A 12,388-nucleotide genomic window follows, 5' to 3' on the forward strand; every position below is an offset into this window, starting at 1 on the left:
CTCCGCGACATTGCCGGACGCGGCGTTGCCCGAGGGGCCGCCGGCCGACGCGGCGCGCGGACCGCGCCCCTGCCCCTGCCCTTGCCCCTTGCCGCCGGATTTACCGCCCGGCCGGCCGCCCGCCTTGCCGCCCGCGGCCGACGGACGTCCGCCGGCGGGCTTGCCGCCGCTCTTGCGGTTTCCGCCTTCTCCGGCGAGCGGATGGCCATTGGCATAACCGCCCGCGATCATCAGGCCGGTTCCGAAAGGATCGGACGGACACGCCGCCGCCTGGCCCGCGCTGCCCTGGCGGCCGCCTTGCAGCTTGCCGCGGCGGCCGATGCGGGCGCCGTTCATGCCATTGCGGTCCATCGTGCCGAAGCCCGGAGGCAAGGCGCTGTCATGGGATTGGGGCTGCTTGGAGCGGCGGCGGTTGCCGCCGGAATCGTCGTCTTCGCGCAACAGTCCAAGCTGGACCATCAGCGCGGTGACCAGCGAAGGATCCAGTTCGTCCCAGCGGCCGCGGCGCAGCGTGCGGGGCAGGACGATGTCGCCGAAGCGCGTGCGGATCAACCGGCTGACCGTGACGCCGACCGCCTCGAACATGCGGCGGACTTCACGGTTGCGGCCTTCCTGCAGGGTGACGCGGTACCAGCGGTTGCTGCCGTCGCCGCCCAGGTAGTCCAGGGAACCGAACGCGGCCAGGCCGTCGTCCAGCTCGATGCCATCGACCAGGGACTGGCGCTGCGCCTCGTCCATCTCGCCCAGCACCCGGACGGCGTACTCGCGTTCCGTGCCGTAGCGCGGATGCATGATGCGGTTGGCCATGTCGCCGGAGGTCGTGAAGATCAGCAGGCCTTCGGTGTTCAGGTCCAGGCGGCCGACCGACAGCCACTTGCCGGTGCGCAGCTTGGGCAGGCGCGCGAAGACGCTCGCGCGGCCGCCCGGGTCGTCGTGGCTGACGATCTCGCCGGCGGGCTTGTGATAGAGGATGACGCGCGGCGGCTTCTTGGTGTTCGTCCGCACGATGGGCTTGCCGTTGACGCGGACCTGGTCGTTGGGCGCCACGCGCTGGCCGATGTGCGCCGGTTCGCCGTTGACCGACACGCGGCCCGCGACGATCAGTTCTTCCATTTCGCGCCGCGATCCGATGCCCGCGTCCGCCAGCACCTTGTGCAGCTTGGGCATGACCGCTTCGCTGTTCAGGTACTTGCCCAGCCGCTGCTCCATGCGGTCCGCCGTATCCAGGTACGCCAGGGCCTGCTCGGCCTCCTGCTCGCTACCGCGGGAATCCGGGGACTCGACCGGGGCTGCGGCCTCGGCCGCGGCGGGCTGCGCATCACCGGCGGGCGCCTGCTCGGCCGAAGCGTCGCCGCGGCGGCGGCGGAAGGGCGTTCTCAGCTTGCGGCCGCGCCCGCGCGCGCCGGCCTCGCCTTCGGCCGCGGGCTCGCGCGCCGCGGAAGATTCCGGCTGGCCGCTCGAAACGGCATCATCCGAACGGGGATCGTCGTCCTGCATTGTTGTATTCGTTGTCACTGGGACAGCTCCGAATTTCAAACTTGGGGGGGCCTGCCGGGGGCAGGCTCGTCATCATCTGGGGACACCGGCTCTCGGTCGGCCTCGGGCCGCTCGGGGCCTGCCTCGTCCGATTCCGGGGAGGCGGCATCCGGGCCAGGCCGAACAGGATCGGCAAGACCGGAAGCGGGCTCATGCCCGGCAGCGGCAGGCGCCGCGGTATCGGTCTCGTCAATCGGGTCGGTCGGTTCCGCGTGTTTTGCGTTCTCGACGCTTTCCTTTGCAGCACCGGCCTCTGGGGCGTCGGCGGCCATATCGGAAATGTCGCTGCCAGCCTCGCCGTCGGGAAAACCGGGCATGGCTGGCGTATCGGACAAGCCTTCGGCTTGCTCCCGGACGGTGGATTCGTCTGCGGGATCCGCGCCTTCTTCTGTGCGCGAAGCAGCGAATTCTACGCTATCGGCCGGGTCTATGGGTATATCGTGTTCCGAAACAGACAATTCCGCAACCGGAATAGCGGCTGCCGACGCCTCTCCTTCGGCGGTTTCGGCAAGGGCCTCGCCCCCGCCGCCAGCGTCCGCGCCGGCCTCTTCATCGCCGCCGGCCGCGGATTCGCCTTCGGGCGCGGCGTCGCCGCCGGCCTCGGCGCCCTCTTCCACCGGCGCCTCGCCCATCACCTGCTGGACTTCGCCCAGGTCCAGGCCCGCAAGCGCCGCGGCCGCTTGCGCGGACTCCAGCGCGGGCAGTTCGTCCAGCGCGCGCAGGCCCAGATCGTCGAGGAACTGGCGCGTCGTGCCGAACAGGGCGGGACGCCCGGGCGCGTCGCGGTGGCCGATGACCTCGATCCAGCCCCGGTCTTCCAGGGCCTTCACGATCTGCGACGACACGGTCACGCCGCGGATGTCTTCGATGTCGCCCCGGGTCACCGGCTGGCGCCAGGCCACGATGGCAAGCGTTTCCATCACGGCGCGGGAATACTTGGGCGGCTTCTCGGGGTTGAGCCTTTCAAGGTAGCGCTGCATGCGCGGACGGCTCTGGAAGCGCCATCCCGTCGCCAGTTGCACCAGCTCCAGGCCCCCATCGGCCCAGTTGTTCTGAAGCGTCTCCAGCAGCGCGCGCAGCACGCTATTGTCGAATTGCTCATCGTCCCCGAATAGCTTGCGCATTTCGGACAGTTGCATCGGCTGCGCCGCGCACAGAAGCGCGGTTTCCAGCACGATTATTGCCTCGCTATCGTTCATCGACATTCAAATTCAAAAGGGCTAACTTGCGCCGGGTTGGAAATAAGGCTACTATTCATTTCTCAGACGCGGGGTGGAGCAGTCTGGCAGCTCGTCGGGCTCATAACCCGAAGGTCGTAGGTTCAAATCCTGCCCCCGCAACCAAATTGATCGAGGCCTGGCGAATTCGCCGGGCCTTTTTCATTTGCGCGGCCCGTGTACGCACAAAAACCCGTACACGACCCCACGCGCAGGTCCACGCACAGACCCGCGCACCGCCCGCACGCAAACCCGCAGCCGCCGCCAGGCGCACCGCCCCGATGGCGGGCCAGCAACAGACAGCGTTGGTTTGCGAAGTTCTCATGGATTCCTGTGTTTACCGCCACCCGCCCCGGCCGTGCGCCGAAACGGCCGCGCGATCGAGCCTGGGCGGAATGCCCGCCGCGACCGTGCGCGGCGAACACCTTAAGCAAATTCCGGAAAAGCTGGCACAAATTGCCAACAAGCCTGCGAAGCACGCCGGCAACCCGGCGCCGCCTTTCGCGGCAATCGATATCAAGGACCTGAATCGCCAGGCAACGGGCGCTGCGGCGCGGCGGGCGAACCGCCACAATCCGAAAAGCCCGATGCGCCTCCCCTCGTGCATCCGGAAACCGGTTCCGCGATGCCGCGGCTCATTCCCGAGCCGAACTACGATTCTTAGATGTTTTCCAGCCTGGCCAACCGCGCCAGGCCCGTTCAAGCCGTCGCCAAATTATACCGTCAACTACTCCGCCCTCAAGCGCCCGCCCCGCCGCCCGGGGGCGGGCAGTTACGCGGCGGGCTCATCCCACGGCGTGGATTCCAATCGCTCCACCAGGAAATCCAGCATGGAACGCAGGATCAGCGGCATCTGCCGGCGCGAGGCATAAATGCCGTAAATGCCCAGTTCCTGGGGCTTGCTGTGGGTCAGGATGGCCCGCAGGCGGCCGGCCGCCACGTCTTCGGCGGCATAGTATGTGGGCAGCATGGCTATGCCCGCGCCTTCCAGGGCAGCCCGCGCCAGGACGGACACCTCGTTCGCGCTGATGTTGCCGCTTACCGGCACGTCCACGGGTTCGCCGCCGCGCTCGAAACGCCACAAGCTCTTGCCGAAATACGAATGGGTCAGGCAATTGCGCAGGGACAGGTCCTCGATTCGCGCCGGCACGCCTTCGCGCTCCAGGTATTCCGGCGAGGCGCAGACCACCGAACGGCAAACCGCCAGCTTGCGCGCGATCAGGTTGGGATCCAGGTCATTGGTGATGCGCACGGCCAGGTCGACGCGTTCTTCCACCAGGTTGACGGCGCGATCGACCAGCATCAGGTCCACCGACGTGCCCGGATGCCGCTTGACGTACTCGGTGATGGCGCTGGCCAGGTGCCGGGAACCGAACGACATGCTGGTGGTGATGCGCAACAGGCCGCGCGGCGTATCTTCGGGCGTGGCGACCGCGCTGCGCAGGTCCCCCACCATGTCCAGCATCTGCCGGCACCGCGGCAATGTCTCGGCGCCGGCCGGAGTCAGGCTGAGGCGGCGCGTCGTGCGGTGCAGCAAGCGCACGCCGACCCACTGTTCCATTTCCGCCAGATAGCGCGACACCATGGCGCGCGACATGTCCAGATGCACCGCCGCCGCCGACAGGCTGCCCCTGTCGGCGACCTCGACGAACACCTGCATGGCTTTCAGACGATCCATGATTGTCTCGATTCTTGCACCAGACCGATCGGTTATACCGTATTTCCGTGCAACACCGACATCAGAAATCGAGAAGCGCCACCCGGCGGCGGTCAGGCGGGCGGTTGGTCCAGCGCCTCGCAAACGGCGTGCCGGACCTCGCCACCATCCAGCCCGCGCAGGATGCAGACCAGCCGCGACGAGCGATCGTCGTCGGGCCATTGGGCCAGGGTGAGGATCGGATAGAGCTCGCCATGCACACCATGCACCTCGCACGGCAGGGCTTCACCCTCGAAGCGCACCAGCCCTTTCATCCGCAGCAGGCCCGACCCGAAACGTTCCTGGATCCGCGAGATCCCAGCAAGAAAGGCCGCCCGGCCCACGGGCGCTTCCAGGACCAGCGAAAAGCTGGCCACCTCCGCATGGCCGCCCGGCGGCGTCGCGGAAAAGGGCCGCAGCCAATTCGAAAGCGCGGCGCCGTCGCGCCGGGCGCGCGCGCCGGGCCCGTCCCGCAGCACGCCGGCCAGGGGCGCGTCGAGCCGCTGCACGCAGCGCTGCGCGCCGGGATTGACGGCAACGACGGCCTGCTCGGCACGGCGCAATTGCCCGGCGTCGGCCAGGTCCGATTTGCTGAACACCACGGCGTCCGCCAAGGCCAGTTGCCGCGACGCTTCGGGCTGCGCGGCCAGTTGCTCCGCGCCATGGCGCGCGTCCACCAGCACGATCGCTCCCCGGTACGCGTAGCGTTCGGACAGGAAACGGTCGTGCTTGAGTGTGAACAGGATGGGCGCGGGATCCGCCAACCCGCTGGTTTCGATCAGCACGCGGCGAAACGGCTTGATCCGGCGGCCAAGCGCCAGCATGAACAGGTCGCGCAAGGCGTCGACCACCGCGCCGCTGACCGCGCAGCACAGGCATCCGCCCTCGACCAGCACGACGTTGTCCCGCGCCTGCCGGACCAGATGATGGTCGACGCCCACGTCGCCGTACTCATTGACGATCACGACCGCGTCGGCATAGGCGGGATCGCGCAACAGGCGATTCAGAAGCGTAGTCTTGCCGCTGCCCAGGAACCCGGAAATCACCGTTACGCCGATGCGCTTGTCGCCATCCTGCTTATCGTCTTTCATACGAACCCTCCGATGGGCCCTGCCCCGGCTCCGGCCACGAAGCGGCGAAAACCAAAAGGGCCATTCACTTGCGTGAATGGCCCTGAATTCTTTGGCTCCCCGAGCTGGGCTCGAACCAGCGACCTGCGGATTAACAGTCCGTCGCTCTACCGACTGAGCTATCGGGGAACTGCTAAGAAACGAGATTATGAACGAAATTTTTGGCTCGTGCAAGTTCGCACTTTTTTTGCATTTTCCGTCCGCCCGGTTTCACATCGGCAAAAAACTCTGATATGATTTCGGTCTTTCCAGATCGGGCCCCAAAAACAAGGGAACGAGAAAGAAAAAAGCAAGAAAACGAAGATGTTTTGCTTCCCCGTTTCGGGCATCGCCAGGAACGAAGCAAATGGTCTTGCCGGCATAGCTCAGTTGGTAGAGCAGCGCATTCGTAATCGCAACGCGATTGCTATGATGCGAGGCCCCCGAGGTAAGCACGACAAGGCTTTCGGGCCGCCAGCGGTCCGATGGCAAGATAGTACGGACACGGTTTAGAGTTTTAGGTTTCGCCGCTTTAGCTCAGTTGGTAGAGCAGTTCATTCGTAATGAAAAGGTCGCCAGTTCGAATCCGGCAAGCGGCACCAAAAAAGTGAGAAGGGCCACCCAAACGGGTGGCCCTTTTTGCTTTGCATATGGGGAATGAAAAGAGCCGCTGTCATGCGGCTCTTTTCACTGTATCAACGGTATCACAGCGTCAGGACGGACTGCTGGCGGTATTCGTCCAGAGGTATGGACTCTCCCGCAACGATCCGCTCATAGAGCTCTTTCATCGCTTCCGGCGTCATGCCCTTGTCGAGGAACCGGAAGGCGGAGGCCCCCACGTACTCAGGCAGGGCTTCGAACGTCATCCAGCGGCGCCCTTCCACCTCTGCCACCTGGCCCGTGGTGTTCGAGCCGCCGAAGATGTCCACGACGAGGTCGTCGGGATCAGTCAACATGCGGATGAAGAACTCGGGCAGCTTCGCGGGGAAGCGTGCCGGATGCCCCTTGATGCCGACGGCCTTGCAGCCCGATAGGTATTGCCCGTTGGACTCTGAGTTCGAGATTTGCAGGAGATTGGGCGGGATCGCTCCCCCGTTGTCCTTTGCAAAGCCTTTGCCTATGTCATGCCCCGAAGGCCGGACTTTCGGCGTGTAGAACTTATCCGGGTCCTCGATCAGCTTCTTCATGCGATCGCTGTACGGCGCGAGAACCTTGGTGATGTCAGACTTAGGCCACTCGGTTTTGCTGAACCACCACACCGTATTGACCGAGTCCTTCGCCCGCAGCTTCCGTTTATTCACCCACTCGATCGGGCTCGGCAGCTTGGAAGGATTGAACCAGTAGAAGTCTTCCGCCAAGAAGAATTCCAACTCGTCCACCATGCGGATCATCACGCGGAAGTTGTAAAGGCTGCGGGCGGGCACTCCCTTCATGTAGGCCCCACCGAAGTCCACGACGAAGCTCCCGTCATCCTTTAGCTTCTGGTGCACTAGCTTCGCGAACTCAAGAAACCAGTCGATGTATTCGTGCTGATCGAGGTTCCCGTACTCCTTCTGCCGTTGCAGAGCGAAAGGGGGGCTCGTCATCACTAGGTTGACGCTGTTGTCGGGAAGCGCGGCCAGGAGCTCGCGAGAGTCGCCGACGTAGGTTCCCCCCTTTTGGGTGAAGTAGGCCGGAGAAAAAGCGTCAATCATGTTGTGTGCTACTCATAGTCTGTAGATTCATCGTCATCATGTGTTGATTATCCCGCGTATGGAGAAAAAACAGAATTCCTCCGCATCGAGGCGATATGTCGCTTTGAACCTACGGAGGATGCGGGAGCAACTTGGTTTGTCGCAGGAGGCCCTGGCCGATGCGGCGGGACTTCATCGCACCTACGTCGGGTCGGTGGAGCGTGGTGAACGAAACATCTCCATCGACAACATCGACCGGCTTGCCATTGCTCTGAACGTGTCTCCCGCTTCACTGCTGGAGAAACCAAACCAATGACGCTCAAGCCGCACGAAGACTACCAACGCCTACAAGCCGCATGGCCCTCTGTCGAGGAATACCAGCGACTGGCAACCAAGCATGGCATCGATGACATCTTCCAGGACAACGGAGGCAAGCTGCTCCAGGTCCTTCTCCTGCTCGGCCTCCGCATCATTCCCGGCCGTGAGGGTAATGATGCCGTGGATGCCGACGGGCGCGAGTACGAACTGAAGTCGGTCAACATCGAGCTGACCAAGGGCTTCTCGACCCACCACCACATGAACCCCGTCATTATCGCTAAATATCGGCAGGTTCCGTGGGTTTTCGCCATCTATCGCCATATCGCGCTCCAGGCCGTGTACATCTTGGAGCCCGAGAACCTCGAGTTCTATTTCCAGAAGTGGGAGGAAAAGTGGCACGCGGATGGGAATAAGGACATCAATAACCCGAAAATCCCCGTCAAATACGTGATCGAGAACGGTAAGCTCCTGCACGGGGCGACTCCCGACCTGTCGGCCCGTCGCCAAGTGCAGCCGACCCCGCCGGATGCGGCGGGCTTCGAACCAGACGAAGTCTAGGATAGCCGCACGAACTCACCAGGCGGCCCGTGCCGCATCCGGGATGCGTCGGCCCCGATACCGAGCAGCTCGCCTAGCTGCACGCCCTCCTCGACGGCGCGCTCGCCACCGCCCAGGAGGCGGCCGCGCTCCTTCGCCTCACCTACCCCCCCGAAGTCGGGGGGCTGAACCTGGGCGTGCGCCTGCCCGCCAACGTAGTGGTCGTGGACGTTGACCTGTGCAACTTCGGCGGCGGCGACTCGCAGGTGGACGTACGGCGCATCCCCGTGAGGATCATGAACAGGTGCAGGTCGCGCCGGACGGGGCCGCTTCAGAACGGCCTCGCCCCACGCCTTGAGCCTGTCGGCGTGCCTGCTTGGCGTCGAGCGCCGGGCGGTCGCCGAGCTTCGTGCGGACCTGCTTGCCGTTAACTAGGGACTGAACATAGAAGCAGCTCCTTGTTGGTGGGCCACGGCACGAACACGCTTTCTGACCACAAGATGCTGTGTTCAGGCGTACCGTGCGGACCCGGTAAACGCCATTAAGTCATGCATTTTTCTGGTTGTAAGCGGCCCCAGAGCGTCTGATTCCAAATCATGGCAAGATACGCACGGCCCGATTCGTAATGCGAAGGTCGTAGGTTCGACTCCTATTGCCGGCACCAGAATTCCAAAAGCAGCCCCTCGGGCTGCTTTTTCATTTCCGCCCCTGCCCGCACCCGCCGCGGGAACTCCCGCCCGCCGCCGCGCGTCCAACTTGCCGGACCATCCCTGCGGACACCGCCATGCGCATTCTCCTAGTCGAAGACGACATCATGATCGGCGAAAGCGTCCTGGACTGCCTGCGCGCGGAGCACTATGCCGTCGATTGGGTCAAGGACGGCAACGCCGCGGATCTCGCGCTGCGCACCGACGCCTACGACCTGGTTCTCCTGGACCTGGGCCTGCCCAGGCGCGACGGGCTCGCGCTGCTGCGCGACCTACGCGGGCGCAAGGACCGCACGCCGGTGCTGATCGCCACCGCGCGCGACGCGGTCAGCGACCGCATCGCCGGGCTGGACGCCGGCGCCGACGACTACATCGTCAAGCCCTACGACGTGGACGAATTGCTGGCGCGCATGCGCGCGCTGATCCGGCGCAGCGCGGGCCGCGCCGAACCCGTGTTCGAGCACGAGGGCATCACCATCGACCCGCAGTCCCATGCCGCCATGGTGGACGGCGCCCCCGTGACGCTGACCGCCCGCGAATGGGCCGTGCTGGAGCCGCTGATCGCGCGCCCGGGCATGATCTTCTCGCGGGCCCAACTGGAAGAAAAACTGTATAGCTGGAAAGACAGCGTCAGCAGCAACGCGGTTGAGGTTTATATTCATGGCCTGCGCAAGAAACTGGGTCCGAACCTGATCCAGAACGTCAGAGGCGTCGGCTATGTCATCCCCAAAACATGAGCATTCCGCTTAGCTATTCGCTGAGGGCCCGGCTGCTTTTCTTCCTGTTGGCCGCCATCGTGGTCGGCGCGCTGGTGCAGGGCGCGATCGCCTATCGCAGCACGCTGGCGCAGGCCGACGACATTTTCGATTCGCTGCTGCAGCGCACCGCGCTGTCGCTGGGCACCGGCGACGGGCTGCTCAGCGCGGGGCCGCGCCATGCGCGCGGCGCGGGCTCGCCGGTGGCCGACGACCTCATCATCCAGATCTGGACGCCGGACGGCGTGCGGGTTTTCAATTCGCGCTCGCGCCGCCCGCTGCCCGACCAGATCGTCCTGGGATTCTCCGACGCCAGGATGGAAGGCAGCACCTATCGCGTGTATTCCCTGGCCACGCCCTTCCAGGTGATCCAGGTCGCCCAGGACATGGACGTGCGCAAGAACATGGCGCGCTCGCTGGCGCTGCGCACCGTCGCGCCGATCGCGGCCGCCGCCCCGCTGCTGATGCTGATCGTCTGGTGCGTGGTCAGTTGGTCGCTGCGGCCAGTGAAACGGGCGCGCGCGCAGGTGGCGGCGCGGCAGCCCGAGGATCTCTCGCCCGTCAGCGTGCAGGGGCTGCCCGATGAAATCCGGCCGCTGGTCCTGGAACTGAACCTGCTGCTGGAACGCATGCGCGGCGCCTTCGCGCGGCAAAGGCAATTCGTGGGCGATGCCGCGCACGAACTCCGGTCCCCGCTTGCCGCGCTGCGCCTGCAACTGCAGGCCCTGCAGCGCGCGGGCGACGCGGACGGGCGCCGGCTGGCCGAGCAGCGCCTGGCCGCCGGCATCGACCGCGCCACGCGCCTGGTGGAGCAACTGCTGTCCATGGCGCGCCATGAAGGCGCGGCCGACCAGGCGCCCGCCGAGCCCGTGGACCTGGCGGACGTGCTGCGGCAGTCGTTGTCCGAGACGCTGCCCCAGGCCAACGCGAAATCGATCGCCGTGGACCTGGACGGCGCGCCGCAGGCCTGGGTGCACGGCCACCGGGACGCGCTGGCGCTGCTGGCCCGTAACCTGCTGGACAACGCGGTCAAGTACACGCCCGCCGGCAAGCGAATCCGCCTGCGGCTGGAGCAGACGCCCGGGCAGGCCACGCTGCTGATCGACGACGAAGGCCCCGGCATCGCGCCGGAGGAACGCGAACGCGTGTTCGACCGCTTCTACCGCGTCGAGGGCAATACCCAGCCCGGCAGCGGCCTGGGGCTGGCGATCGCGCGCGCCATCGCCACCCGGCACGGCGCGACGATCGAGCTGCAAGACGCGCCGTCCGGCCAGGGCCTGCGCGTGAAGGTGGTTTTTCCCGCTTAAGATTCCCCTAAGTGTCAGGCCCGAACATAGCGCCATGTCCTTCAACATGAACGCAGGAGCCGACATGAAGACCTCCCAAATGAAACCCTCGCGCCTGGTGATGGCGCTGCTGGCCGCCGGCGCCATCGGCGGCGCCGGCGCAACCGCCGTCATCGGCGGCGTTTCGATGGCGGCCGGCGCGCCGGCCGTCTCCGCCCCCTTCCAGGCGGCCAGTCAGTCCACCCTGCCCAACTTCGCGCAGATCACGCGCGACTACGGGCCGGCCGTGGTGAACATCAGCGTCAGCGGCACCCGCAAGGTGTCCGCCGACGACGGCGACCCGTTCGCCCAATTCTTCGGCCAGTTCCCGGGCGGGCGCGGGCAGATGCCTTCGCGCGAAGTGCCCATGCGCGGCGAAGGCTCCGGCTTCATCGTCAACAGCGACGGCATCATCCTGACCAACGCGCACGTGGTGCAGGACGCGAAGGAAGTCACGGTGAAGCTGACGGACCGCCGCGAATTCAAGGCCAAGGTGCTGGGCTCGGATCCGCAGACCGACGTGGCCGTCATCAAGATCGACGCCAGGAACCTGCCCACGGTGAAGGTGGGCGACGTCGGCCAGCTCCAGGTGGGCGAATGGGTGCTGGCCATCGGCTCGCCCTACGGCCTGGAAAACACGGCCACCGCGGGCATCGTCAGCGCCAAGGGCCGTTCGCTGCCCGACGATACGTCGGTCCCCTTCATCCAGACGGACGTGGCGGTCAACCCCGGCAATTCCGGCGGCCCGCTGTTCAACGACCGCGGCGAAGTCGTGGGCATCAATTCGCAGATCTACAGCCGCACCGGCGGGTTCCAGGGCCTGTCGTTCTCGATCCCGATCGACGTGGCCTACAAGATCAAGGACCAGATCCTCGAACACGGCAAGGTGCAGCACGCCAGGCTGGGCGTAACGGTGCAGGAAGTGAACCAGGACCTGGCCGACTCGTTCAAGCTGGACTCGCCTTCGGGCGCGCTGGTGTCCAGCGTCGAAAAGGGCAGCGCCGCCGCCAAGGCCGGCCTGCAACCTGGCGACGTGGTCCGGCAGATCGACGGCAAGACCATCGTGTCCTCGGGGGACCTGGCCTCCACCATCACGCTGGCCTCGCCGGGCGAGAAGATCAAGCTGGACATCTGGCGCAACGGCGCGCACAAGGAACTGGTCGCCACGCTGGGCGGCATCCCGGCGGACAAGGCGCAGGCGTCGGCGGGAGACCAGGAAGTGCAGCGCGGCCAACTGGGCCTGGCGCTGCGGCCGCTGAGCCCGCAGGAACAGCAGGCGGCGGGCGCCGAGGGCCTGCTGATCGAACGGTCCGCCGGGCCGGCCGCCAAGGCCGGGATCGAGCCGGGCGACGTGCTGCTGTCCTTGAACGGGGTACCCGTGCACAACATCGGGCAGGTCAAGGAAGCCTTGTCCAAGGCCGGCAAGACGGTCGCGCTGCTGGTGCAGCGCGGCGAAGACAAGATCTTCGTGCCGGTGCAGATCGGCTGACGCCGGGCAGCCCCCTTCCCGGGGGC

Annotated in this window: 10 protein-coding genes and 3 tRNA genes; 7 read left to right on the top strand and 6 right to left on the bottom strand. The window is 65.8% G+C overall.

Going from position 1 to position 12,388, the window contains the following annotated elements; all coding sequences use genetic code 11:
• Positions 1-1,497, bottom strand: a 1,497-nt coding sequence (gene rluB / locus AVE30378_RS29075) for a 23S rRNA pseudouridine(2605) synthase RluB (protein ID WP_208742453.1), incomplete at its 3' end; no start/stop codon positions are given.
• Positions 1,498-1,532: 35 nt separating this feature from the next.
• Positions 1,533-2,741, bottom strand: a complete 1,209-nt coding sequence (gene scpB / locus AVE30378_RS29080) for an SMC-Scp complex subunit ScpB (RefSeq protein ID WP_129246176.1) — start codon at positions 2,739-2,741, stop codon at positions 1,533-1,535.
• 61 nt (positions 2,742-2,802) lie between these two features.
• Between scpB and AVE30378_RS29085 the strand changes: the two genes are divergently transcribed.
• A tRNA-Met gene (locus tag AVE30378_RS29085) sits at positions 2,803-2,879 on the top strand.
• Between the two features lie 646 nt (positions 2,880-3,525).
• Here the strand turns inward: AVE30378_RS29085 and AVE30378_RS29090 are convergent.
• The 3 genes from AVE30378_RS29090 to AVE30378_RS29100 form a co-directional block, all read right to left on the bottom strand.
• On the bottom strand, positions 3,526-4,431 hold the full coding sequence (locus tag AVE30378_RS29090; RefSeq protein ID WP_129246178.1) for a LysR family transcriptional regulator: 906 nt from the start codon (positions 4,429-4,431) through the stop codon (positions 3,526-3,528).
• 92 nt (positions 4,432-4,523) lie between these two features.
• Entirely contained in the window at positions 4,524-5,540 is a 1,017-nt protein-coding gene (locus AVE30378_RS29095) for a CobW family GTP-binding protein (protein WP_129246180.1), read from the bottom strand.
• 92 nt (positions 5,541-5,632) lie between these two features.
• A tRNA-Asn gene (locus AVE30378_RS29100) sits at positions 5,633-5,708 on the bottom strand.
• Between the two features lie 376 nt (positions 5,709-6,084).
• On the opposite strand from AVE30378_RS29100, the gene AVE30378_RS29105 reads away from it, so the two are divergent.
• Positions 6,085-6,160: transfer RNA gene (locus AVE30378_RS29105), tRNA-Thr, on the top strand.
• Positions 6,161-6,262: 102 nt separating this feature from the next.
• On the opposite strand, the gene AVE30378_RS29110 is transcribed toward AVE30378_RS29105, so the two are convergent.
• The gene (locus tag AVE30378_RS29110) at positions 6,263-7,252 is read right to left on the bottom strand and encodes a DNA-methyltransferase (RefSeq protein WP_129246182.1); all 990 of its coding nucleotides are present in this window, start codon (positions 7,250-7,252) and stop codon (positions 6,263-6,265) included.
• Between the two features lie 58 nt (positions 7,253-7,310).
• Between AVE30378_RS29110 and AVE30378_RS29115 the strand changes: the two genes are divergently transcribed.
• From AVE30378_RS29115 to AVE30378_RS29135, 5 genes are all read left to right on the top strand, one after another.
• The gene (locus tag AVE30378_RS29115) at positions 7,311-7,547 is read left to right on the top strand and encodes a helix-turn-helix domain-containing protein (RefSeq protein WP_129246184.1); all 237 of its coding nucleotides are present in this window, start codon (positions 7,311-7,313) and stop codon (positions 7,545-7,547) included.
• A complete protein-coding gene (locus tag AVE30378_RS29120) occupies positions 7,544-8,107 on the top strand; it encodes a PDDEXK family nuclease (RefSeq protein WP_129246186.1) in 564 nt (187 codons plus the stop codon). Before AVE30378_RS29115 ends, AVE30378_RS29120 begins: the two co-directional genes overlap by 4 nt.
• A 763-nt stretch (positions 8,108-8,870) precedes the next feature.
• The gene (locus AVE30378_RS29125) at positions 8,871-9,530 is read left to right on the top strand and encodes a response regulator (RefSeq protein ID WP_129246188.1); all 660 of its coding nucleotides are present in this window, start codon (positions 8,871-8,873) and stop codon (positions 9,528-9,530) included.
• Complete coding sequence (locus AVE30378_RS29130) at positions 9,527-10,855, top strand: ATP-binding protein (RefSeq protein WP_129246191.1); 1,329 nt, start codon at positions 9,527-9,529, stop codon at positions 10,853-10,855. Before AVE30378_RS29125 ends, AVE30378_RS29130 begins: the two co-directional genes overlap by 4 nt.
• A 64-nt stretch (positions 10,856-10,919) precedes the next feature.
• A complete protein-coding gene (locus AVE30378_RS29135) occupies positions 10,920-12,362 on the top strand; it encodes a DegQ family serine endoprotease (protein ID WP_129246193.1) in 1,443 nt (480 codons plus the stop codon).
• Positions 12,363-12,388 lie beyond the last annotated feature (26 nt).

The organism is Achromobacter veterisilvae, from assembly GCF_900496975.1.
GTDB lineage: Bacteria > Pseudomonadota > Gammaproteobacteria > Burkholderiales > Burkholderiaceae_B > Achromobacter > Achromobacter veterisilvae.

What these genes read in the sequence shown, in the direction of transcription:
- scpB (WP_129246176.1), bottom strand. Translation starts at nt 2,741, where the DNA reads ATGTCGATGAACGATAGCGAGGCAATAATCGTGCTGGAAACCGCGCTT.
- AVE30378_RS29090 (WP_129246178.1), bottom strand. Translation starts at nt 4,431, where the DNA reads ATGGATCGTCTGAAAGCCATGCAGGTGTTCGTCGAGGTCGCCGACAGG.
- AVE30378_RS29095 (WP_129246180.1), bottom strand. Translation starts at nt 5,540, where the DNA reads ATGAAAGACGATAAGCAGGATGGCGACAAGCGCATCGGCGTAACGGTG.
- AVE30378_RS29110 (WP_129246182.1), bottom strand. Translation starts at nt 7,252, where the DNA reads ATGATTGACGCTTTTTCTCCGGCCTACTTCACCCAAAAGGGGGGAACC.
- AVE30378_RS29115 (WP_129246184.1), top strand. Translation starts at nt 7,311, where the DNA reads ATGGAGAAAAAACAGAATTCCTCCGCATCGAGGCGATATGTCGCTTTG.
- AVE30378_RS29120 (WP_129246186.1), top strand. Translation starts at nt 7,544, where the DNA reads ATGACGCTCAAGCCGCACGAAGACTACCAACGCCTACAAGCCGCATGG.
- AVE30378_RS29125 (WP_129246188.1), top strand. Translation starts at nt 8,871, where the DNA reads ATGCGCATTCTCCTAGTCGAAGACGACATCATGATCGGCGAAAGCGTC.
- AVE30378_RS29130 (WP_129246191.1), top strand. Translation starts at nt 9,527, where the DNA reads ATGAGCATTCCGCTTAGCTATTCGCTGAGGGCCCGGCTGCTTTTCTTC.
- AVE30378_RS29135 (WP_129246193.1), top strand. Translation starts at nt 10,920, where the DNA reads ATGAAGACCTCCCAAATGAAACCCTCGCGCCTGGTGATGGCGCTGCTG.